This is a genomic window from Thauera butanivorans, from assembly GCF_048398245.1.
GTDB lineage: Bacteria > Pseudomonadota > Gammaproteobacteria > Burkholderiales > Rhodocyclaceae > Thauera > Thauera butanivorans.
The window spans coordinates 3,047,025-3,067,314 of record NZ_CP183038.1 but is presented as its reverse complement, the minus strand read 5'-3'; the positions used below and the strand labels follow the sequence as shown (position 1 = coordinate 3,067,314).

Annotated in this window: 22 protein-coding genes and 1 tRNA gene; 13 read left to right on the top strand and 10 right to left on the bottom strand. The window is 67.4% G+C overall.

Features of this window, described 5'->3' with window-relative positions:
- The first annotated feature begins 99 nt into the window (after positions 1-99).
- The 4 genes from ACNQFN_RS14895 (at position 100) to ltrA (ending at position 5,018) form a co-directional block, all read left to right on the top strand.
- Positions 100-1,026: a histone deacetylase family protein gene (locus tag ACNQFN_RS14895; protein ID WP_068638218.1), complete on the top strand. Its 927-nt coding sequence runs from the start codon at positions 100-102 to the stop codon at positions 1,024-1,026.
- Between the two features lie 116 nt (positions 1,027-1,142).
- On the top strand, positions 1,143-2,021 hold the full coding sequence (gene dapA, locus ACNQFN_RS14890; RefSeq protein ID WP_068638215.1) for a 4-hydroxy-tetrahydrodipicolinate synthase: 879 nt from the start codon (positions 1,143-1,145) through the stop codon (positions 2,019-2,021).
- 27 nt (positions 2,022-2,048) lie between these two features.
- Positions 2,049-3,188 carry an outer membrane protein assembly factor BamC gene (gene bamC, locus ACNQFN_RS14885; protein ID WP_418646884.1) on the top strand — a complete coding sequence of 380 codons (1,140 nt, stop codon included), beginning with the start codon at positions 2,049-2,051 and terminating at the stop codon, positions 3,186-3,188.
- A 459-nt stretch (positions 3,189-3,647) separates the two neighbouring features.
- A complete protein-coding gene (gene ltrA / locus ACNQFN_RS14880) occupies positions 3,648-5,018 on the top strand; it encodes a group II intron reverse transcriptase/maturase (RefSeq protein ID WP_418646661.1) in 1,371 nt (456 codons plus the stop codon).
- A 104-nt stretch (positions 5,019-5,122) separates the two neighbouring features.
- Here the strand turns inward: ltrA and ACNQFN_RS14875 are convergent, their stop codons facing one another.
- The gene (locus ACNQFN_RS14875; protein ID WP_068638212.1) at positions 5,123-5,530 is read right to left on the bottom strand and encodes a hypothetical protein; all 408 of its coding nucleotides are present in this window, start codon (positions 5,528-5,530) and stop codon (positions 5,123-5,125) included.
- 155 nt (positions 5,531-5,685) lie between these two features.
- Entirely contained in the window at positions 5,686-6,861 is a 1,176-nt protein-coding gene (locus tag ACNQFN_RS14870; RefSeq protein WP_418646883.1) for a JmjC domain-containing protein, read from the bottom strand.
- Positions 6,862-6,997: 136 nt separating this feature from the next.
- Between ACNQFN_RS14870 and rlmD the strand changes: the two genes are divergently transcribed.
- The 9 genes from rlmD to ACNQFN_RS14825 all read left to right on the top strand — a co-directional run bounded on the left by rlmD (position 6,998) and on the right by ACNQFN_RS14825 (position 16,016).
- Positions 6,998-8,299, top strand: a complete 1,302-nt coding sequence (gene rlmD, locus ACNQFN_RS14865) for a 23S rRNA (uracil(1939)-C(5))-methyltransferase RlmD (protein WP_418646882.1) — start codon at positions 6,998-7,000, stop codon at positions 8,297-8,299.
- Positions 8,300-8,368: 69 nt separating this feature from the next.
- Positions 8,369-9,850 carry an adenosylmethionine--8-amino-7-oxononanoate transaminase gene (bioA, locus tag ACNQFN_RS14860; protein ID WP_418646881.1) on the top strand — a complete coding sequence of 494 codons (1,482 nt, stop codon included), beginning with the start codon at positions 8,369-8,371 and terminating at the stop codon, positions 9,848-9,850.
- Positions 9,816-11,042, top strand: a complete 1,227-nt coding sequence (gene bioF / locus ACNQFN_RS14855; protein ID WP_418646880.1) for an 8-amino-7-oxononanoate synthase — start codon at positions 9,816-9,818, stop codon at positions 11,040-11,042. Before bioA ends, bioF begins: the two co-directional genes overlap by 35 nt.
- A complete protein-coding gene (locus ACNQFN_RS14850) occupies positions 11,035-11,766 on the top strand; it encodes an alpha/beta fold hydrolase (RefSeq protein WP_068638200.1) in 732 nt (243 codons plus the stop codon). Before bioF ends, ACNQFN_RS14850 begins: the two co-directional genes overlap by 8 nt.
- Complete coding sequence (gene bioC / locus ACNQFN_RS14845; RefSeq protein WP_068638198.1) at positions 11,759-12,547, top strand: malonyl-ACP O-methyltransferase BioC; 789 nt, start codon at positions 11,759-11,761, stop codon at positions 12,545-12,547. The genes ACNQFN_RS14850 and bioC overlap by 8 nt, the downstream gene beginning before the upstream one ends.
- Positions 12,548-12,641: 94 nt before the next feature.
- Complete coding sequence (gene bioD / locus ACNQFN_RS14840; protein ID WP_418646879.1) at positions 12,642-13,367, top strand: dethiobiotin synthase; 726 nt, start codon at positions 12,642-12,644, stop codon at positions 13,365-13,367.
- Entirely contained in the window at positions 13,364-14,380 is a 1,017-nt protein-coding gene (bioB, locus tag ACNQFN_RS14835; protein WP_418646878.1) for a biotin synthase BioB, read from the top strand. Before bioD ends, bioB begins: the two co-directional genes overlap by 4 nt.
- A 103-nt stretch (positions 14,381-14,483) precedes the next feature.
- Complete coding sequence (locus tag ACNQFN_RS14830; protein WP_418646877.1) at positions 14,484-15,875, top strand: cytochrome P450; 1,392 nt, start codon at positions 14,484-14,486, stop codon at positions 15,873-15,875.
- 51 nt (positions 15,876-15,926) lie between these two features.
- Positions 15,927-16,016, top strand: a tRNA-Ser gene (locus tag ACNQFN_RS14825).
- A 617-nt stretch (positions 16,017-16,633) separates the two neighbouring features.
- Here ACNQFN_RS14825 and ACNQFN_RS14820 read toward each other — a convergent pair.
- From ACNQFN_RS14820 to ACNQFN_RS14785, 8 genes are all read right to left on the bottom strand, one after another.
- Entirely contained in the window at positions 16,634-16,846 is a 213-nt protein-coding gene (locus ACNQFN_RS14820) for a hypothetical protein (protein WP_418646876.1), read from the bottom strand.
- Positions 16,847-16,905: 59 nt separating this feature from the next.
- Positions 16,906-17,079, bottom strand: a complete 174-nt coding sequence (locus ACNQFN_RS14815; protein ID WP_418646875.1) for a hypothetical protein — start codon at positions 17,077-17,079, stop codon at positions 16,906-16,908.
- A 115-nt stretch (positions 17,080-17,194) separates the two neighbouring features.
- Positions 17,195-17,938: a hypothetical protein gene (locus ACNQFN_RS14810; protein WP_418646874.1), complete on the bottom strand. Its 744-nt coding sequence runs from the start codon at positions 17,936-17,938 to the stop codon at positions 17,195-17,197.
- Between the two features lie 277 nt (positions 17,939-18,215).
- The gene (locus ACNQFN_RS14805) at positions 18,216-18,650 is read right to left on the bottom strand and encodes a hypothetical protein (protein ID WP_418646873.1); all 435 of its coding nucleotides are present in this window, start codon (positions 18,648-18,650) and stop codon (positions 18,216-18,218) included.
- 3 nt (positions 18,651-18,653) lie between these two features.
- Positions 18,654-19,097, bottom strand: a complete 444-nt coding sequence (locus tag ACNQFN_RS14800; protein WP_418646872.1) for a hypothetical protein — start codon at positions 19,095-19,097, stop codon at positions 18,654-18,656.
- An 11-nt stretch (positions 19,098-19,108) separates the two neighbouring features.
- On the bottom strand, positions 19,109-19,303 hold the full coding sequence (locus ACNQFN_RS14795; RefSeq protein ID WP_418646871.1) for a helix-turn-helix transcriptional regulator: 195 nt from the start codon (positions 19,301-19,303) through the stop codon (positions 19,109-19,111).
- Between the two features lie 372 nt (positions 19,304-19,675).
- Positions 19,676-20,050: a hypothetical protein gene (locus ACNQFN_RS14790; RefSeq protein WP_418646870.1), complete on the bottom strand. Its 375-nt coding sequence runs from the start codon at positions 20,048-20,050 to the stop codon at positions 19,676-19,678.
- Entirely contained in the window at positions 20,047-20,283 is a 237-nt protein-coding gene (locus tag ACNQFN_RS14785) for a hypothetical protein (RefSeq protein ID WP_418646869.1), read from the bottom strand. Before ACNQFN_RS14785 ends, ACNQFN_RS14790 begins: the two co-directional genes overlap by 4 nt.
- Positions 20,284-20,290 lie beyond the last annotated feature (7 nt).

The window sequence follows — 20,290 nt, the reverse complement described above, 5'->3', positions numbered from 1 at the left end:
TTCACGCCGAGTCGGGCCGAGCGGAAAAAACGGGTGACAAGCAGAGCCGCCTCCGACCGAGTGGCGGACACGACGTTCAATGCTGGAGAAGGGGAGAGTATGACGACAACGGCGTTCATCACGCATCGCGACTGCTGGCTGCACGACATGGGGACGATGCACCCCGAATGCCCTGATCGACTCGGTGCGATCAATGATCGCCTGATCGCGTCGGGGCTGGACATGTACGTCTCCTTCTACGATGCGCCCGTCGCCACGCGTGAGCAGATCATCCGGGTCCATCCCGGGAGCTACCTGGACGAACTGCTCGGCAGCGTTCCCGAGCACGGCATCCGCCACCTCGACCCCGACACCGCGATGAGCCCCGGCACCATGAAGGCTGCGCTGCGCTCGGCTGGCGCCGGGGTGATGGCGACCGACATGGTGATCGCGGGCGAGATCGAAAACGCCTTCTGTGCCGTGCGCCCGCCCGGCCATCACGCCGAACGTGCCAAGGCGATGGGCTTCTGCTTCATGAACAACGTCGCCATCGCCGCCCGCCATGCGCTCGAGGCGCACGGCCTGGAGCGGGTCGCCATCGTAGACTTCGACGTGCACCACGGCAACGGCACGGAGGACATCTTCCGCGACGATCCGCGCGTGATGATGGGCGGCATCTTCCAGCATCCGTTCTATCCCTACTCGGGTGCCGACAACCCGCCCGCCCACATGTGCAATGTGCCGCTGCCGGCCGGCACCCGCGGCGATGCCTTCCGCGAGGCTTTCGGCGAGCGGGTGCTGCCCGCGCTGCGCGCCCACGACCCGCAGATGATCTTCATCTCCGCCGGTTTCGACGCCCACTACGAGGACGACATGGGCTCGATGGGGCTGCTCGAAGCGGATTACATCTGGGCCACCGAGCAGATCAAGGACGTCGCCAGGGCCTGCGGCCACACCCGCATCGTGTCCCTGCTCGAAGGCGGCTATTCGCTGTCCTCGCTGGCACGTTCGGTGGTGGCGCACGTCAAGGCGCTGGCCGATCTGTGAGCCGGTAATATCCGCAGACATTCCCGTCCCCGGCGCGTGCACGCAAAAATGCGTGCCGCGCTGGCCGTGGCGCGGCGATCGGTTAGAATCGGCTTTTTAACGCTCTGGCCAACGCCATGATTACCGGATCGCTTGTCGCAATCGTCACGCCCATGCTCGACGACGGGAGCCTCGATTATCCCCGTCTGCGCAACCTCATCGACTGGCACATCAACGAGGGCACCGACGGCATCGTCATCGTCGGCACTACCGGCGAGTCGCCCACCGTCGACGTCGAGGAACACTGCGAACTCATTCGCGTCACGGTCGAGCATGCCGACGGCCGCATCCCCGTCGTTGCCGGCACCGGCGCCAACTCCACCGTCGAAGCGGTCGAACTGGCGCAGTTCGCCAAGCAGGCGGGGGCAGCGGCCCATCTGTCGGTCGTGCCGTACTACAACCGCCCGACCCAGGAAGGCCTCTACCGCCATTTCCGCACCATCGCGGAATCGGTCGATCTGCCGCTGATCCTCTACAACGTGCCGGGCCGCACCGTCGCCGATCTCGCCAACGACACCACGCTGCGCCTGGCCGAAGTGCCGAACATCGTCGGCATCAAGGATGCGACCGGCAGCCTGGACCGCGCCTGCGACCTGGCCGAGCGCGCCCCCGAGGGCTTCGCCCTGTACAGCGGCGACGACATGTCCTCGGCCGCCTTCCTGATGCTCGGCGGCCACGGCGTCATTTCGGTGACGGCCAACGTCGCGCCGCGCGCGATGCACGAACTGTGCGCCGCCGCCGCCGCGGGCGACATGCGCAAGCTGCGCGAAACCAATGCCGCGCTGACGGGTCTGCACCGCGACCTGTTCTGCGAAGCCAATCCGATTCCGGTCAAGTGGGCGGTTGCCCGCATGGGGCTGATCGGCGACGGCATCCGCCTGCCGCTGACGCAACTGACCGAGCCCTGCCACGAGCGCGTGCTGAAGGCGATGCGCAAGGCCGGCATCCAGGTCTGATCCGAATTTCTCTTCCGCAGGAACTCCATGAATCGCTCCATGCGCACCCCCGTTTCCCTGATCGCGCTGTCCGTGGCGCTCGCCGGTTGCTCGACTTCCCTGCTCGAATCCAAACGCATCGACTACAAGGGTGCGAAGCGAATGGAGCGCCCGCTCGAGATCCCGCCGGATCTCACCGCGCCCACCCGCGACGACCGCTTCGCCGTACCCGACGTCACGCCGCGCGGCGTGGCGACCTATTCCGCCTACAGCGCGGACCGTGCCGACCAACCGGCTGCATCCACCGGCCCGGAAGTGCTCGCCGCGCCGGAAACGATGCGCATCGAGCGCGCCGGCAGCCAGCGCTGGCTGGTCGTTGCCGGCACGCCTGACGAACTGTGGCCGCAGATCAAGGATTTCTGGCTCGAACTCGGCTTCATCCTGAACATCGACAGCCCGGACATCGGTGTCATGGAAACCGACTGGGCCGAGGACCGCGCCAAGATCCCGCAGGATTTCCTGCGCTCGACGATCGGCAAGGTGTTCGACGGCCTGTTCTCCACGCCCGAGCGCGACAAGTTCCGCACCCGCCTGGAGCAGGGCAAGGACAACGGCACGGTCGAGGTCTACATCAGCCACCGCGGCATGATGGAGATCTACCCGAACGAAGCCAAGGACTCGACGATCTGGCAGCCGCGCCCGGCCGACCCCGAGCTGGAAGCCGAAATGCTGCGCCGCCTGATGGTGCACCTCGGCGCCGAGGAAGCGCGTGCCGAAGCTGCGCTGACCACCGCGCCGACCGAAGAACGCGCACGCATCGCCGCCGGCAGCGGCGGCCAGGCGAGCCTGATCATGGAAGAGTCCTTCGACCGTGCCTGGCGCCGCGTCGGCCTGGCGCTGGATCGCATCGGCTTCACCGTCGAAGACCGCGACCGCGCCCAGGGCCTGTACTTCGTGCGCTATGTCGATCCCGATGCCGACAACAAGAGCGAGGACAAGGGCTTCCTGTCCAGGCTGGCCTTCTGGCGCAGCAGCGACAAGCCGGCGCAGGGCGGCAGCGAATACCGGCTGCACGTGCAGGGGCAGGGCGGCGATTCGCAGGTCACGGTGCTGACCCGCGAGGGCGGCGCCGACACCTCCGACACCGCCAGGCGCATCCTCGGCCTGCTGCACAACGAACTGCGTTGAGCGGTCGTGCGCATCGCGGCAGCCTGCCATGGTGCGCACCGAACATGAAAAAAGCCGGCATCAGCCGGCTTTTTCGCGTGTGCGCCCAGCATGGGCGCCCTCCTGCGGGTGCAAGTCCCGCCGTAAGTTGATCACAGCGAACGAAGTGAAGCGCAACTGCGTGAGGGTGACCGAGCGTGGGGAGGAAGCGTGGAGCATAAGCTGCGAGCCGATGGACAAGAATCGGATAGAAGGCGCTGCGGAGCAGGGCGAGCGAGCACGTAATCGCGAAGCTCTCGTGATCAAGGCGAAGTGGCGTAGATCCGGCGGTTGTGCAGCGAAGGAGTGCGTTCTTACCTGGGGAGGTCTCGCCTTGTGCCTGAAAGGGCGACGGCGCTTAACCGGAGCGAGAAGTCAGCAGAGGCCGTAGTAGCCGCTGGTTTGGGGCGAAGGGCCGAACGAGTAGGAGGGCCGAAGGCCGTGTTGCTCGGACGTGAAGTGCATCAGAAGCTCGGGGAGCCGGGGCGCAATGCGGGAGGGCTCGGTGAAGCCGCGTCCGAAGCAGTGCGTGATGAAGCACGGACGGCGCGGCATGGAACTGGAAGCCCGGGGCGAGATGACCTGCTTGCGCAGGTGCTCGCGAGCGCGAACATGGAGGCGGCGTGGAAACGCGTCAAATCCAATCGCGGCAGTGCTGGGGTGGATGGGTTGTCGATCACCGAGACGGCGGAGCAACTGAGAGCGCACTGGCCCCGGATTCGGGAATCCTTGCTGGATGGCAGCTACCGGCCCCTGCCGGTGCGCCGTGTCCAGATCCCGAAGCCCGATGGTGGGGTGCGCGAATTGGGGATTCCGACGGTGACGGATCGGCTGATCCAGCAAGCCCTGCTGCAAGTCTTGCAGCCCAGGATTGATCCAACGTTCTCTGAACACAGCTACGGCTTCCGGCCGGGACGCCGTGCCCACGACGCGGTGCTCGATGCACAGCGCTACGTGCAGGACGGTTACCGGGTGGTGGTCGATGTGGATCTGGAGAAATTCTTCGATCGAGTCAATCACGACATCCTGATGGAACGGTTGTCGAGGCGAATCGAGGACAAGGCCGTGCTGCGGCTGATCCGTCGTTACCTCGTGGCCGGGATCATGGATGGCGGCGTGGCCATGGCGCGCTACGAGGGGACGCCGCAAGGCGGCCCACTGTCGCCGCTGCTGGCCAATGTGCTGCTTGACGAGGTGGATCGGGAACTGGAGCGACGGGGCCACCGTTTCGTTCGCTATGCCGACGACTGCAATGTATATGTACGCAGTGGTCGCGCAGGCGAACGGGTGCTGGCGGGCCTGACCAAGCTCTACGAACGACTTCACCTGAAGGTCAATGACGCCAAGACGGCCGTTGCGCCGGCCTCGGGCCGCAAGTTTCTGGGCTACGCCTTCTGGTACGGCCCGGGCGGACAGGTCAAGTGCAGGGTGGCCGACAAGGCGCTCAAGACCTTCAAGCAACGCATCCGGCAATTCACGCGTCGCTCGGGTGGGCGCAACCTGACCGAGATTGCCGAACGGCTGCGGGCCTACATGCCGGGCTGGAAGACGTACTTCCAGCTTGCGCAGACACCCAAGGTGTTCCGCAAACTCGACAAGTGGATAAGACACCGGCTGCGTGCGGTGCAGCTCAAGCACTGGCGTCGGGGTACGACGATGTACCGGGAGTTGAAAGCGATGGGCGCCTCGGAAGAGGATGCCCGCAAGGTGGCGGCGAACAGTCGGTGCTGGTGGCGTAACAGCCGCATGCGATTGAACCGCGCGATGCCTGTCGCTTACTTCGACCGACTCGGCGTCCCTCGGCTCTCATAACCTCAACGACTCGAACCGCCCGGTGCGGACCCGCATGCCGGGTGGTGTGGGAGGGGTCGGCCGGGTAAGCTGGCCGCCCCTATCCCGATCATGCCACTGCAGAATCAGTTGGAGGCTTCCTTGGCCTTTTCGACAGCGGCTTCGGCGGCTGCCTTGGCGGCATCGACGGCCTCGCCAGCGGCTTCCTTGGTCGCTTCCGCGCCTTCCTTGGCTGCTTCGACAGTGGCAGCGGTGTGCTCCTTGGCTGCCTCGACTGCCGCAGCCGCGCCTTCCTTGGCAGCGTCGACGGCATCCGCAGCGGTTTCCTTGGTCGCTTCGAGGGCCTCGGCAGCGCTTTCCTTGGCCGCCTCGGCGCTTTCCTTCGCCGCTTCCACGGCCTGCTCGGCAGCTTCCTTAGTCTGTTCCTGAATGCTGGGGGCGGGCGTCGACACCGGAGGCGGCGCTTCTTCCTGCTTGCTGCAAGCGGTCACGGCGATGGCAACGAGGGCGGCGGCGAGAAGGGATTGTTTCATTGCTTTTTTCCTTTTTCGAGTTGAGTGCCGCCGGTTGGAGGCAACCAGTGGCACGAGTACGGCAATCACGGCTTGAAGCGGCGCAAGTCTAGCATGCAGGCGAAGAAAAACCGGCGTGGATGCTGCGCTGCAAAATGTGAGCGTATTTTTCCGTTTCAGCTTGCCGCCGGGGCGCCGAAACCGCTTTCGTACCAGTCATGCAGCATGTCCAGCAACTCGGTCGGGCAAGCCGCCAAATCCTCGGCCGGCAAGCTGCGCTGGTGGGCGAGCTTCGCCATGGCGTCGTGCAGGACAGGGGCGAATTCCAGCGGCTCGCCGTTCAGATGGAAGCCCGCGGCCGAGAACAGCAGCAGGCTGCGGGCATCCAGCGCGAAGCCGCGCGCCCGCACCGCCCGCTCGAAGGCCTTGCGGCTCAGCGTCTGTTCGGGCGGCTCGAAGAAGACGTGGGCCTTGGGCTCGGTGAGATAGGCGCCGACGAACTCCTCGATGTCCGCGCGGCTCCAGCGGATGCCCGACAGCATGCCTTCGATCTGGTCGACCATGCGGCTGCCGATCTCGGCCGAGTTCTGCTGCAGCTCCAGATCCGGGTCGGTGTAGATGCCGTCGAGCTGGATGCGCTCCTGCAGCCAGCCGAGGAATTCGCTGCCGAGTTCCTGCGCGGTGGGCGAGCGGAAACCGATGGAGTAGGTGGTGCATTCGCCGATGGCGATGCCGTTGTGCGCCCAGTGCGGCGGCAGGTAGAGCATGTCGCCGGGCTCCAGCACCCAGTCTTCGGTCGGCTGGAAATTCTTCAGGATGCGCAGCGGCGCGCCTTCGATCAGCGTGCGGTCGGCCTGATCGGAAATCTGCCAGCGGCGCTTGCCCGTGCCCTGCAGCAGGAACACGTCGTAGTTGTCGAAGTGCGGGCCGACGCCGCCGCCATCGACGGCGTAGCTCACCATCAGGTCGTCCAGCCGCGCCTGCGGGATGAAGTCGAAGCAGTGCAGCAGGCGGTCGCCTTCGGGCACCCACAGGTTCAGGCCCTGCACCAGCACGGTCCAGGGTTGCTTCCTGCCGCGCAGGCGGCCGCGGCTCTGCGGGCCGTGCTCCAGCGTCCATTCGCCTTCGAGGCCGTCGGCGGGCAGGCGGATGTAGCGCGATTCGACGTCGGCGTCGCAGGCGAGCTCGAACAGTTCGTCGCGCTCCAGCACGCCCCTGAAGCCGGGCACGGCCTGGCGGATCAGCAGGGGTTTCTTTTGCCAGTATTCGGCGAGGAACGCGCGCGCCGACAGGCCGCCGAGCAGGGTTTCGAGGGAAGGCAGGCGAGTGGGCAGATGAGCGGGTGAATTCATGGCGCGGATTATAGGCCCGGGTGGGGCCGGACGCTGGCGCCGGTGCGGGGGCGGCCGCGACGGATGGTGGAAGCAGACGCAAGAAGCAGGTGGACGGACGCGGTAGAATCGCGCCACTTTTCTCGGCGGAATCCCCATGTCGGCAGCAGTCATCGAATCGCTGGACCACGAAGGCCGCGGCATCGCCCATGTCGACGGCAAGGCCGTCTTCATCGAAGGCGCGCTGCCGGGCGAGCGGGTGGAATACACCATGCTGCGCGAGCGGCCGCGCTATGCCCAGGCGGAAACGGCACGGGTGCTGAAGGCGAGTGCGCAGCGGGTCGCGCCGCGCTGCGTGCATTTCGGCACCTGCGGTGGCTGTTCGATGCAGCATCTCGACCCGCTGGCGCAGGCCGCGGCCAAGCAGCGCATCCTCGAGGACGCGCTGTGGCACATCGGCAAGGTCGGGCCGCAGGTGATCTACCCGGCGATCCACGGCCCGGCCTGGGGCTACCGCTACCGTGCGCGGCTGAGCGTGCGCGTGGTGCCGAGCAAGGGCGGCGTGCTGATCGGCTTTCATCAGAAGCGTTCGAGCCACATTGCCGACATGCAGTCCTGTCCGGTGCTGCCGCCGGCGATTTCCGCGCTGGTGCCGGAGCTGCACCGCCTGATCGCCAGGCTGTCGATCGCCGACCGCGTGCCGCAGATCGAGATCGCCGTCAGCGATACCGCGACCGCCTTCGTGTTCCGCCACCTGCTGCCCTTCAGCGAGGGCGACCGGCGTGCGTTGGCGGCTTTCGCCGACGCCCACGGCATCCAGGCCTGGGCGCAGCCGGGCGGCCCGGACACTGCTGCGCCGCTGCATCCGCAGGGCGGCCCCGGTCTGGCCTACACCTTGCCCGAGTTCGACGTGCGGATGGACTTCCGTCCCACCGATTTCACCCAGGTCAATGTTCACATCAACCGCCTGCTGATCCGGCGTGCGATGCAACTGCTCGATCCGCAGCCGGGCGAGCGCATCGCCGACCTGTTCTGCGGCCTGGGCAACTTCAGCCTGCCGATCGCGCGGCGCGGCGCGGCGATGGTCGGCGTGGAGGGCAGCGAGGCGCTGGTCGAGCGCGCCCGGGCCAATGCCGCGGCCAACGGCATGGCGGAACGCTGCGAATTCCACGCCGCCAACCTGTTCGAAGCCACCGAGGACAGCCTGGCTGCGCTCGGGCCGCTCGGCAAGCTGCTGATCGACCCGCCGCGCGAGGGCGCGATCGCGGTGGTCAAGGCGATCAGCCCGTTGCAGCGCCCGCCGCGCATCGTTTACGTATCATGCAACCCGGCGACGCTGGCACGCGACGCGGCGGTGCTGGTGCATGAAAAGGGCTACGTGCTGCGCGGCGCCGGCATCGCCAACATGTTCCCGCAGACCTCGCATGTCGAGTCGATCGCGCTGTTCGAACAGGGTTGAAGGCTTTTCATTTTGGCCTGCAACTGAAACAATCATGAGCCGTGATTCATAATTATGGACGAAGAGGGCATGGCGTCCCGTTCCCCCGACCCCGATTTCCCGGCCCGTGGCAGCACCGCTGCCGGTAGCGGCCCCGTGCGTGACGAGCAGGCCGCTTGGCAGCGGCGCAGCATTGCCCAGGTGTGGCATCCCTGCACCCAGATGCAGCGCATGCAGGCGGTGCCGCCACTGCCGATCGCGCGCGGTGAGGGGCCGTGGCTGTACGACTACGCCGGCGGGCGCTATTTCGACGCCAACAGCTCGTGGTGGGTGAACCTCTTCGGCCACGCCGATGCGCGCATCAACGCCGCGCTGCGCGAACAGCTCGATACCTTGCCGCATGTGATGCTGGCCGGCTGCACCCATGCGCCGGCGGTGGAACTGGCCGAGCGCCTGTCGGCGCTGACCGGCGGCGTGCTCGGCCATGCTTTCTTCGCCAGCGACGGCGCCTCGGCGGTCGAGATCGCGCTGAAGATGAGCTTTCATTGCTGGCGCAACCGGGGCCGTGGCAGCAAGCGCGAATTCGTCTGCGTGCGCCACGGCTACCATGGCGAAACCCTGGGCGCGCTGGCGGTGACCGACGTCACGGTGTTCCGCGACGCATACGCACCGCTGCTGCTGCAGGCCCACATCGTCGCCTCGCCCGACGCCCGCCAGGCCGGTCCCGGCGAGACCGCGGCTGGCGTCGCCGAGCGCGCGCTGGAAGAGGTGCGCGCCTTGTTCGAAGCCCGCCACGAACACATCGCCGCCTTCATCGTCGAGCCGCTGGTGCAGTGCGCCGCCGGCATGGCGATGCACGACCCGGCCTACCTGCGTGGCCTGCGCGCGCTGTGCGACCGCTACGACGTCCACCTGATCGCCGACGAGATCGCCGTCGGCTGCGGCCGCAGCGGCAGCTTCTTCGCTTTCGAGCAGGCGGCGGGCGAGGGCCAGGCGCCGTTGTGGCCGGATTTCATCTGCCTGTCGAAAGGCATCAGCGGCGGCTACCTGCCGCTGTCGCTGGTGCTGAGCCGCGACGAGACCTACGCGGCCTTTCTCGACGACGAGGTCGCGCGCGGCTTCCTGCACTCGCATTCCTATACCGGCAACGCGCTCGCCTGCCGCGCGGCGCTGGCGGTGCTCGACCGCTTCGAACAGGAAGACGTGCTGGTCCGCAACCGGGCCAGTGCCGAGGCGCTGACGGCTGCGCTGGCACCGCTGGTCGGGGATCCGCGCATCGAGCACCTGCGCCGGCGCGGCATGATCTGGGCTTTCGACGTGTGTGAAGAATGGGCCGGCGAGCGCTTCGCCGAACGTTTCCATCTCGCCGGGCGCCGCAATGAACTGCTGATCCGCCCGATCGGCCGCACGGTGTACCTGATGCCACCCTACGTGCTCGACGACGAGCTGTCTGTCTGGCTGGCGGCACGGGTGCGGGCGACGCTCGACGGCGTGCTGGCAGATGTATTGGCTGAGGGCACCTCCACCCGGAGTAGCGATGCTGCTGGCGCATCTGACCCGGCGACGGCTTGAGCGCGAGGCCGCAGCGCTGCTGCGCCGCCGCCGAATCGCCGCTTCGCCCTGCGCGCCCTTGCAGACCGTCGAAAGTGGCGAGAGCGGCACGCGCCGGTTGCTGAACTTCGGCAGCAACGACTACCTCGGCCTCGCCAGCCATCCGGACATCGCCGCCGCGCTGGCCGAAGGCGCGCAGCGCTGGGGGGCGGGCAGCGGCGCCTCGCACCTGGTCACCGGCCACAGTCAGGCCCATGCCCGGCTCGAAGGCGAACTGGCGCAACTGCTGTCGCCCTGGGTGCCGGATGCGGCGGCGCTGCTGTTCTGCAGCGGCTTCATGGCCAACCTGGCGCTGCTGACCACGCTCGGCGCCGAGCAGGCGGCGATCTTCGCCGACAAGCTCAACCACGCATCGCTGGTCGATGGCGGCCTGCTCGCGGCGGCAAGGATGCGGCGTTATCCGCATGGCCGCCTCGATCTGCTCGACGCCATGCTGCGTGACTGCGAGCAGCCGATCCGGCTGATCGTCACCGACGCGGTGTTCAGCATGGACGGCGACGTCGCGCCGCTGCCCGAACTGCTGGCACTGGCCGAACGCCACGACGCCTGGCTGATCATCGACGACGCCCACGGCTTCGGCGTGCTCGGTGCGAACGGCGAGGGCGCGCTGGCGCATTTCGGCCTGCGCAGCGAGCGCCTGATCTACATGGGCACGCTCGGCAAGGCCGCCGGCGTGGCGGGCGCTTTCGTCGCCGCCCATCCGGCGGTCGTCGACGCGCTGGTGCAGGGCGGCCGCAGCTACATCTACACTACCGCGATGCCGCCTGCGCTGGCCCACGCCCTGAGCGCCAGCCTGAAGCTGATCACCGGCGAGGAGGGCGTGGCGCGGCGGCAAAGGCTCGCCACGCTGACCGCCGCGCTGCGCGAGCGCCTGTCCGCCCTGATCGCCCGCCATCCCGGCCGCGGCTGGCAACTGGCGGATTCCGTCACGCCGATCCAGCCGCTGATCGTCGGCGACAACGCCGCCGCGTTGGCGCTGGCTGCGGCGCTCGATGCCGCAGGGCTGTGGGTGCCGGCCATCCGCCCGCCCACGGTGCCGGCCAATACCGCGCGGCTGCGCATCACGCTGAGCGCGGCACATACGCTGGACGACGTCGAGCGCTTGTGCGGCGCACTGGCCGCATGCCGGCCCGAGGCGGACCGCCATGCGTGAGCATCTGATCCTGCTGCCGGGCTGGGGCCTGGGCAGCCTGCCGCTGGAAGGACTGGCCGAAGCGCTGCGCGGGCTCGATCCGATGCTGCGGGTGGACATCGAGCCGCTGCCCGAACTGGCCAGCGGCGAAGCGCGCGGCTGGCTGCTGGCGCTGGACGAGCGCCTGCCGCCGCATGCTTGGCTGGGCGGCTGGTCGCTCGGCGGCCTGCTCGCCAGCGAACTGGCGGCGCTGCGCGGCGAGCGCTGCCGCGGCCTGCTGACCCTGGCCAGCAATCCCCGCTTCGTGGCGGGCGGCGACTGGCCGCACGGCATGGACGAGGCGACCTTCGACGCCTTCGTCGATGGCTGCCGCGCCGATCCTGACGCCACCCTCAGGCGTTTCAGCCTGCTCTGCACCCAGGGTGCGGCCGAAGCCCGCGGCCTGGCGCGGCAACTGCAGGCCGCGCTGCCTTGCACCGTGCCGCAGGTGCGGTTGGCCGGGCTGGAAGTGCTCGGCAGTGGCGACGGGCGCAGCGCACTGCGAGACTTCAGCGGGCCGCAACTGCATCTGCTTGGCGGTGCCGATGCCCTGGTGCCGGCCGAGGTGGCCGGCGAGCTGCTGGCATTGCGGCCGGACATCGAGGTCGGGCTGATCGAGGACGCAAGCCACGCCTTCCCGCTGGAGCGGCCCCGCGAGGTGGCGGCGGCGATGCTGGCTTTCATCGGCGAGGCCGGCAATGCCTGAATACTTGCTCGTTGTGCCGGACAAGCGCCAGGTGGCCGCTTCCTTCTCCCGTGCGGCAGGCAGCTACGACGCCGTCGCTTCGCTGCAGCGTGAAGTCGGTGCGCAGCTGCTGGCGCGCCTGCCGTCCCTGGCGTTCTCCCGCTGGCTCGATCTGGGCTGCGGCACCGGGCACTTCACCCGGCTGCTGGCGGAGCGCTTCGGCGCCGGCATGGCCCTGGACCTGGCCGAAGGCATGCTGCGCCATGCCCGGCTCCGGGGCGGCGCGCGGCATTTCATAGCCGGCGATGCCGAAGCCCTGCCGCTGCGCGACGGCAGTCTCGACCTGATCTATTCCAACCTGGCGGTGCAATGGTGCGGCGACTTCGCCGCCGTGCTGGGCGAGGCGCAGCGGGTGCTGCGGCCGGGCGGGGTGCTGGCCTTCAGCAGCCTGTGCGCCGGCACCCTGGGAGAGTTGCGCGACAGCTGGCAGGCGGTGGACGGCTTCACCCACGTCAATCGCTTCCGCGCCTTCGGCGACTACGAGGCCTTGTGCGCGGACAGCGGCCTGCAGGTGCTGGCGCTCGAACGCCAGGCGCGGACGCTGCACTTTCCCGACCTGCGCGCGCTGACCCGTTCGCTCAAGGAGCTGGGCGCGCACAACCTCAACCCCGGCCGTCCGGGCGGGCTCACCGGCCCGGCGCGGATCCGTGCCCTGGCCGCCGCCTACGAGGGCTTGCGCACGGCCGAGGGCTTGCCGGCCACCTATCAGGTGGTCTACGCAGTGCTGTGCAAGAGCCGATGAGCGCGCTGAAAGGCTGGATGGACAAGGCCATGCGCCAGGCCCGGCGCCATCGTCCGGCCTGCAGCGCCTTCACCGAATTACCGGAGGAGCCGTAATGGCCCATGCCTGTTTCATCACCGGCACCGACACCGAGATCGGCAAGACCACCATCGCCGCCGCCATCGTCGGCCTGCTGGGCAAGACCGGGCTGCGCGTCGCCGGGCTGAAGCCGGTCGCCGCCGGCATCGGCGTGATCGACGGCGAACGCATCAACGAAGACGTCCATGCGCTGCGTGCCGCGAGCAACGTGGCGCTGAGCGCCGACGAGATCGCGCCGTTCCAGTTCGAGACCGCCTGCGCGCCGCACGTCGCCGCCGCGCTCGAAGGCCGCAGCATCGACCGTGGCCGTATACTGGCGTCCATCCGGGCTGCGGCGGCGCGCTGCGACAGGGTGGTGGTCGAAGGCGTGGGCGGTTTTCGCGTGCCCTTCGACGCCGCCGGAGGCTGGGACAGCGCCGACCTGGCGCGCGACCTGGATCTGCCGGTGCTGATGGTGGTCGGCCTGCGCCTGGGCGCGATCAACCATGCGCTGCTGACCGCCGAAGCCGTCCGTGTGCGCGGGCTGCGCTTGTGCGGCTGGGTGGCCAACACCATCGACCCGGCGATGGCCCAGGCTTCCGCCACGCTCGATGCGCTGGCCGCCGGCCTGGGCAACGCACCCTGCCTGGGCCTGGTGCCGCGCCTGCCGGCACCGTCGCCCGAAGCCGTCGCCCCCTACCTGAACGTGCCTGCGTTGCACCGATTGTTCGATTCCGATTCCATCCTAAAGGAGACCCCATGACCACTGTCGCCACCGTGTCGCCCGACACCCTGCGCCGTACCGCGCCCCAGCCCGCCCCGGCGGCCACCGGCGCCTGGCGCGTCGAAGAGATCGAAGCCCTGTTCGCGCTGCCTTTCATGGAACTGGTGTTCCGCGCCCAGCAGGTCCATCGCCAGCATTTCGATCCGAGCGAGATCCAGCTTTCGACGCTGCTGTCGATCAAGACCGGCGGCTGCGCCGAGGACTGCGGCTACTGCTCGCAGTCCGCCCATTTCGACACCGGCCTGAAAGCCGAGAAGCTGATGCCGGTCGACGAGGTGCTGGAAGCCGCCCGTGCCGCCAAGGCCCAGGGCGCCAGCCGCTTCTGCATGGGGGCGGCCTGGCGCTCGCCCAAGCCGCGTGACATGGAGCGGGTGACGACGATGGTGCGCGAAGTGAAGGCGCTGGGGCTGGAGACCTGCATGACGCTCGGCATGCTGGACGAAGGCCAGGCCAGATCGCTGAAGGACGCCGGCCTCGACTACTACAACCACAACCTCGACACCGCGCCGGAGTACTACGGCAAGGTCATCGGCACCCGTACCTACCAGGACCGCCTCGACACCCTCGGCAACGTGCGCGCGGCCGGCATCAACGTCTGCAGCGGCGGCATCGTCGGCATGGGCGAGACGCGCGCCCACCGCGCCGGCCTGATCGCCCAGCTCGCCAATCTCGAACCGCCGCCGGAGTCGGTGCCGATCAACAACCTCGTGCCCATCCCCGGCACGCCGCTGGCCGACGTCGACCCGATCGACCCCTTCGAATTCGTGCGCACCATCGCGGTGGCCCGCATCACCATGCCGCACAGCTACGTCCGCCTGTCGGCCGGACGCCAGGAAATGGACGAAGCCCTGCAGGCACTGTGCCTGATGGCGGGCGCCAACTCCATCTTCTACGGCGACCACCTGCTGACCACCCCCAACCCCGGCACCGGCCGCGACCGCAGCCTGCTCGAGCGGCTCGACATGCGCATCGAGGGGCAGGACGCCGCATGAGCGCCTCCGCCCGGCCGCCCGCAGAAGGTGCTCTTCCTCCCGCGGGGAGGGCGAAGCAGGGGTTTCGCGCGGCAATGCTGCGCGCCTGCGGAGCGGGCCGGCTGTGCAAAGCCGGCCCTACGTCGCGCAGCGACGGGAGCGGCGCGCGGTGATCCGGGCGGCCAGCGCCGGCCTGCCGGCTTTCGATGCCGGCTTCCTGCGCGACCCCTATCCGGCCTACCGCGCCTTGCGCGAAGCCGGGCCGCTGCACTGGTGCGAGGATTTCTTCCAGGGCGCGTGGCTGCTGACGCGGCACGAGGACGTCGAGCGCGTACTGCGCGACCCGCGCTTCTCGTCGCAGCGCACCGGAGGCTGGGTGAAGCGCGCGGAAGGGCTGGACGCAGGGCACGGCGGGGCTTACGCGATGGCGCGCGCGCAGGGTGGCCTGGACCGCTTCCAGCGCCTGTTCTCGCGGGCGATGGTGTTCCTCGATGCGCCCGACCACACCCGGCTGCGCCGGGCGATGCTGGGCGGCTTCCATCCGGCGACGATCCGCGCCCTCGCGCCCGAGATCGAGCGCCTGGCCGACGAGATACTCGACGGGCTGGACGGCAGGCAGGGCTTCGACTTCATCGAAACGGTCGCCCGGCCGCTGCCTTCGCGCGTCATCGGCCTGCTGCTCGGCATCGACCGCGCCGACGAAGCGCAATTCATCGCCTGGTCGGAAGAACTCGCCGTCTTCATCGGCGCCGTCCGGCCCGAGGCGGAGCAACTGCAGCGCGCCCAGCGCAGCCTGATGCAGCTGGTGCGCTACTTCGATGCCCTGATCGAGACGCGCCGCCGCGCGCCCGGCACCGATCTGCTCAGCCGGCTGGTGCAGGCCGAGGAACACGGCCTTGTGCGCACCGACGGCGAACTGCTCGCGCAATGCGCGATGCTGCTTTTCGCCGGCCACGAAACGACTCGCAACCTGCTCGGCAACGGCCTGTTCACGCTGCTGTCGCACCCCCGCCAATGGGCCGCGCTGTGCGCGCAGCCGGACGGCATCGGCGCCGCCGTGCGCGAAGTGCTGCGCTACGACAGCCCGGTGCAATACACCGGCCGCCGCGTCAGCCGGGAAATCGAACTGCACGGCCACACCCTGCGCCGCGGCGAATTGGTCATCGCCCTGATCGGCTCGGCCAACCGCGACCCCGCTCGCTATACCGAGCCCGAGCGCTTCGACATCACACGCGGCGAAGGCAGCCATCTCGCCTTCGGCAGCGGCCCCCACGTCTGCATCGGCGCCGGCCTGTCGATGCTCGAAGCCGACATCACGCTGCGCGCACTGATGCGGCGCTGGCCCGGTTTGCGCATGATCGATGCCGAACCGCAGTGGAACGGCAATGCCGCACTGCGCGGGCTGCTGCGCTTGCCGGTGCGCTGCGGCGGCGCGGGGCCGGAGGGCGGGGTGCCGGAGTCCGGGGCGCGGGAGAAGCAGCAGCCGGCACCCGAACTGACCCCGTCGTCCGCATGATGGCTTGAAGCGGCGTGCCGTCTGCCCGGTGCTATAATCGCGCCCTCTTGCGGAGGCGTGGCAGAGCGGTTGAATGCAACGGTCTTGAAAACCGTCAGGGGTTTACGCCCCTCGTGAGTTCGAATCTCACCGCCTCCGCCAGACACCAAGCAAACAAGCGCCTTTCGGGGCGCTTTTTTGTTGCACCCATCATCCCGCCCCACAAAGAAAAAACGCTTGGCGAGATCCGCGCTTAACCCTGCGAGCCTTGACGCGTCAGGCACGCGTGGGGACGCGTCAGGCAACCAAAACAGTTGATGCCTTGGTAGTCCTGATTCGGGACTAGTCCTGATTCGGGACTATCTCCGATGCTTCTCGAGTCCTGCACCGTGCTAGCACCGTGCTAGTAGCATGCCGGCGCAGTGCGGATAGCAGCCATTCGCCGAATGTTCGCCGAATGTTCGCCGAATGTTCGCCGAATGTTCGCCGAATGTTCGCCGAATGTTCGGGGCGCAGGCACAAAAAACCCGGCTCGCGGCCGGGTATGTCGTCGGTCAGCTGCGGGTCAGCATGACACATCCTCCGCATCGGGCCTGATGCGTGCGTCTGTGGCGGTGCAGCGAATCAAGAGCGCGGGCGGCCTTCCGTGCAACTGCTCGAACTTCGCACGCTCGGCAGCCTCGTCGCAGTGGGGCAAGAGCACCAGTGCAGCCGGGGGCGGAGTAGCGTCGTCGGCGCGACGCTCCAGCCGATCCAGACGGGTTCGCAAGGTCGACATCTCACACCATCCTTGCCGGGGTGCCATCCGGCAGAAGCCGGAACACGCCGTTCGCTTGCGTGACCAGCAGGACGACGCGCCCGGTCTTGCGCGCGCGGTCGATGTCGTCGGCGTGCTCGGCCATGTCGTCATGCTCGGTGTCGGCGAAATAGACCAGCGGCTGATGAACGCCAAACGCGCGCTCAAGGGCTTCAATTCGCTTTGATAGGGTCATGGGTCATATCCTCGTAGAAAACCCGCCAGACGCCCTAATCGGGGCCTTGGCGGGCGTTGTCATCGGTCGGCGTGTTGCTCAAGAGCTGCGATGCGCTTCTCAAGGTCCGCGCCTTCAATGAGGCGGGCCAGGATTTGCAGGATGTTCGCCAGGCGGCTTGCATCAGCCACAGCCATGTCGCCCGCTTTGGCGGCGCGATAGAGCCGGGCCAGCTCGTTTTGCAGGTCGACCATGGAGCGCAGCGGGAGGCGGAGCCGCTTGCCCCCCGTGGGGGGTGTGGCGGCACCTTCAGCCGGCGCGCTGCATGTGGCCTCGTCACGGGTGCCAGGTGTCGCCACGTGCAGCCCCTTATCCGGCCTTACGGCGCTGCTCGGCGGCCAGTACAGCCTTGACCTTTTCGACCAGCGGCACGCCAAACAGCTTTTTGGCCATCCGCTCTCGGCCGGCCTGGATCGCTGCGCGGGCCATCTGCTCGGGCGCCTTGCCGGTCGCACTGCGGGCGATGGCCGTTGCGTGCGTCAGGACGTGATCAGCCCAGCCGATCAAATCCCGGCCAATGGCGATGGCGTGCGCCGCTTCGGGGTTCTCAAGGCGGCGAATCCGGTTGTGCAACTCCTGGAGGTGCTGCTTCGCCGGATCGAGCGGCGTCGGGATCGGCGACCGCAGGACGGCGCGGACGAACTCGCCGAGTTCCGGGCTTGCCTCAGCCTCGGTCAGCAGGCGGTTGCGCTCCTTTGCGCTGAGCATCGCCCACCATGCGCGAATCTCCGCGTCGCGCTGAACTTGGTTTGCGGTCTCCGGCGCGCCCGTGCTCAACAACTCGGCTTCGTTGCGATTGATGCGCTCGCGCTCGGCTTCGACAGCCTCAAGGCTATGGAACACCTGCGCCAGTGCAGCTGCGGCCAGGGGTTCAAGCTTGGCCGCCTTTCCGACTGGCGACAGGTGCGCATCGGCCTCGATGGAGACCTTTGCGGCATGAAAGTCGGTCAGTGCGGTGACGGCCGCGTTTGCGAACACAACCGGCAGTTCGGCGGCGTGTGCTTCGTGGAGGTCGGGCGCCTCGATGGTGTGCGCTGCGATTTGGAGTTGCATGGTCAGTTTCCTTTTGATGGGTCAAATGCGGGGTTTCTTGTCGTGCGGGCCTGAGTCGGCCGGTCTATCGGGTGCGTGGCGGATGCCGTCTCCGCCGAGCGTGATTCGGGCGGGCCGCGCGCGCTTTCCCAGACCGCTGAACTCCGGGTCGCAACTACCCAGCAGATGGCAACATCTAAATAGCTACCGGGAGACGGTGGCATCAAAACGGGCTTATCACGCTCTACAGCACCGGGAGACGGTGGCATCGGTGCATCCATGCCACCGGGAGACGGTGCTATCCGGCGCTTGATGCCACCGGGAGACGGTGCCGCGTTTTGTTTTCCTCGGGCGTCAGCAGGTAGGCATTTGCGACGAACTCGAACGGCTTGATATCCATCTCTGCCGTGTAGTCCAGTGGTCGCCAGGTGATGCCGTACCACGCTGCGCGGCGGGGCATCATGGGCAGTCGGGTTTGCTGGATGAAGCCTGCGGCCTCCAAGTCTCTCCGAGCGCGTATCAGAGTGTCGTTGCTCGACCATCCGCGCCTTTTCATCGCAGACAAGGTGCAAAGCAATTGCCCGTTGTTCGTGCCGGAATATTGCCGTGCAATGTCCAGCAGCAAGCGCGTTGCCGGCGCGCTCAGGGAGATGAAGCTCGGCGCATCCATCACTCCATGCGGCAGGGCAAGGAATCGGCCTTTGATGCCGTTCTTTGTGCGTTCGCGGCCCATTCATCACGCCCACCCGAAGAAACGCGCCAGGACTGCAAGAACCGTTGCGACGGGTGCAGCCAGGACGGTAAGCAATCCGGCAAGCTCGGGACGAATGAAGCCGGCATTATTGCGCCTTGCCAGCAAGTGGCAGACGCGGCGGCGGTCGGCGGCAGTCATCCGATAGATGCCGTAGCGGACAGGGTTTCCGTCGCGATCCGTCGCCGCGCGCAGCTCGCACGGCAGGTCAAACCCTCGTTGGCGCAGGCGAAAAACTAGGTCGGGTGTATTGCTTGCTCCGATCCGGCGATCAAGCTCTTCGCGTGTCACCGGACCGGCAGCGAGCGCCAGGAAGAGGCGTAGCTCGCGCGCGTTGCCGGTGTAGAATTGGATTGTCGTCGCGCTTGATTTGCCCACTTCGCCCGGTTGCCGCCGGGCGTTGTGCTGTTCGGGGTTCGGTGTCGTCATCGCCGCACCCCTCACGCGGCCTTGCGGCCGGAAGCCTGGGCATCACGCCAAGCGACTAGCTCATCGCGATCGAAAACGGTACAGCGTTCGCTGAGCTTTCGTGAACGGGGAAAATCGGCACGATTCTTAAGCCAGCGCCAGAGCGTCGGAACCGAGATGCCTAGAAGGTCGGCGGCCTGATGGGGGCGGAGTGACTTTGCGGTCATGGCGTGAGTCCTTGAATTGGTTTCAAGTCTCGCGCCGCCCAGAAAAGAAAAAGGGAAGCGCGAGCGTTAGCTCATCGCTTCCCTTTCCTGGGACTCAGAAACCTGCTTCTGCAAAGGCCGTCCGGCCGCGCTGTTGCGCCTAGCTGCAGTACCTCGGTTCCAGCAATGCCACGAATCTATATCAATGCGCCGTGAGACGCAATAGGGTTCTATTCGTGTCAAGAATGATCCGCACCGCCGGGCGATGGTGTCCCGGTTTTCTCCCGCTAAAGGTAGGGGCGGCATTACTCTTGCCCGGCCTAGGCCGGGCTAGTGGTCGTCAGCGGTTCGCCACGTCGAGAGCGACGCCGGCCAGCCTGTCGGTTGTGGTCATCATGCTGCACCTTCAATGAACTGAGCCGAGTCGAGATACTTGCGGCCAGGGGTGCCGGCGAGTCGCACCACCGAATCGAACATGCGCATCGCCTCGGGAATGTTCCCGCCGCTCAGATGCCCCCTGCCTACAACGGCCCTAACCTTCATCTCCGAACGGGTCTCGTTGATCTCGTCCAGAATGGCGCAGGCGGCTCGCATGACATCTCCGGTGTCGGGATGGGTCCGCCCGACATTCAGAAGGGCGCGCTGCAACTCGCACAGCGTGATGCCGCCCAACTGAATGGTCGGTGTGGAGGCTTCAGCAGGGACCCCCAACCGCGCATGCCCTGCTTCATTACCGACCACCGGCCAGGCGCTGGATTGGTTCGTCATGCAGCCATCTCCGGCTGGTCTCTGAATTGGCGCAACTCGCCGAGGCTAATGCCAACCCTCTGAGAGAGTCGCACGAGTTTTTCGTCTGGTGCATTTGCGCCAACAACGGCGTATGTCGGGCTATCAAACCACTGCTCGCATCCGGCCTGTTCGTCTGTCCACAGGATGCCAAGGCGCGAATCGCCCGGGCGGACAACAAACACTCGTTCATCGCTAAAATCGTCAATAGCCATGATGTGA

Bases quoted from the DNA above. Each gene is read 5' to 3' on its own strand.
- ACNQFN_RS14895 (WP_068638218.1), top strand. From the start codon at position 100: ATGACGACAACGGCGTTCATCACGCATCGCGACTGCTGGCTGCACGAC.
- dapA (WP_068638215.1), top strand. From the start codon at position 1,143: ATGATTACCGGATCGCTTGTCGCAATCGTCACGCCCATGCTCGACGAC.
- bamC (WP_418646884.1), top strand. From the start codon at position 2,049: ATGAATCGCTCCATGCGCACCCCCGTTTCCCTGATCGCGCTGTCCGTG.
- ACNQFN_RS14875 (WP_068638212.1), bottom strand. From the start codon at position 5,530: ATGAAACAATCCCTTCTCGCCGCCGCCCTCGTTGCCATCGCCGTGACC.
- ACNQFN_RS14870 (WP_418646883.1), bottom strand. From the start codon at position 6,861: ATGAATTCACCCGCTCATCTGCCCACTCGCCTGCCTTCCCTCGAAACC.
- rlmD (WP_418646882.1), top strand. From the start codon at position 6,998: ATGTCGGCAGCAGTCATCGAATCGCTGGACCACGAAGGCCGCGGCATC.
- bioA (WP_418646881.1), top strand. From the start codon at position 8,369: ATGGCGTCCCGTTCCCCCGACCCCGATTTCCCGGCCCGTGGCAGCACC.
- bioF (WP_418646880.1), top strand. From the start codon at position 9,816: ATGCTGCTGGCGCATCTGACCCGGCGACGGCTTGAGCGCGAGGCCGCA.
- ACNQFN_RS14850 (WP_068638200.1), top strand. From the start codon at position 11,035: ATGCGTGAGCATCTGATCCTGCTGCCGGGCTGGGGCCTGGGCAGCCTG.
- bioC (WP_068638198.1), top strand. From the start codon at position 11,759: ATGCCTGAATACTTGCTCGTTGTGCCGGACAAGCGCCAGGTGGCCGCT.
- bioD (WP_418646879.1), top strand. From the start codon at position 12,642: ATGGCCCATGCCTGTTTCATCACCGGCACCGACACCGAGATCGGCAAG.
- bioB (WP_418646878.1), top strand. From the start codon at position 13,364: ATGACCACTGTCGCCACCGTGTCGCCCGACACCCTGCGCCGTACCGCG.
- ACNQFN_RS14820 (WP_418646876.1), bottom strand. From the start codon at position 16,846: ATGACCCTATCAAAGCGAATTGAAGCCCTTGAGCGCGCGTTTGGCGTT.
- ACNQFN_RS14815 (WP_418646875.1), bottom strand. From the start codon at position 17,079: ATGGTCGACCTGCAAAACGAGCTGGCCCGGCTCTATCGCGCCGCCAAA.
- ACNQFN_RS14810 (WP_418646874.1), bottom strand. From the start codon at position 17,938: ATGCAACTCCAAATCGCAGCGCACACCATCGAGGCGCCCGACCTCCAC.
- ACNQFN_RS14805 (WP_418646873.1), bottom strand. From the start codon at position 18,650: ATGGGCCGCGAACGCACAAAGAACGGCATCAAAGGCCGATTCCTTGCC.
- ACNQFN_RS14800 (WP_418646872.1), bottom strand. From the start codon at position 19,097: ATGACGACACCGAACCCCGAACAGCACAACGCCCGGCGGCAACCGGGC.
- ACNQFN_RS14795 (WP_418646871.1), bottom strand. From the start codon at position 19,303: ATGACCGCAAAGTCACTCCGCCCCCATCAGGCCGCCGACCTTCTAGGC.
- ACNQFN_RS14790 (WP_418646870.1), bottom strand. From the start codon at position 20,050: ATGACGAACCAATCCAGCGCCTGGCCGGTGGTCGGTAATGAAGCAGGG.
- ACNQFN_RS14785 (WP_418646869.1), bottom strand. From the start codon at position 20,283: ATGGCTATTGACGATTTTAGCGATGAACGAGTGTTTGTTGTCCGCCCG.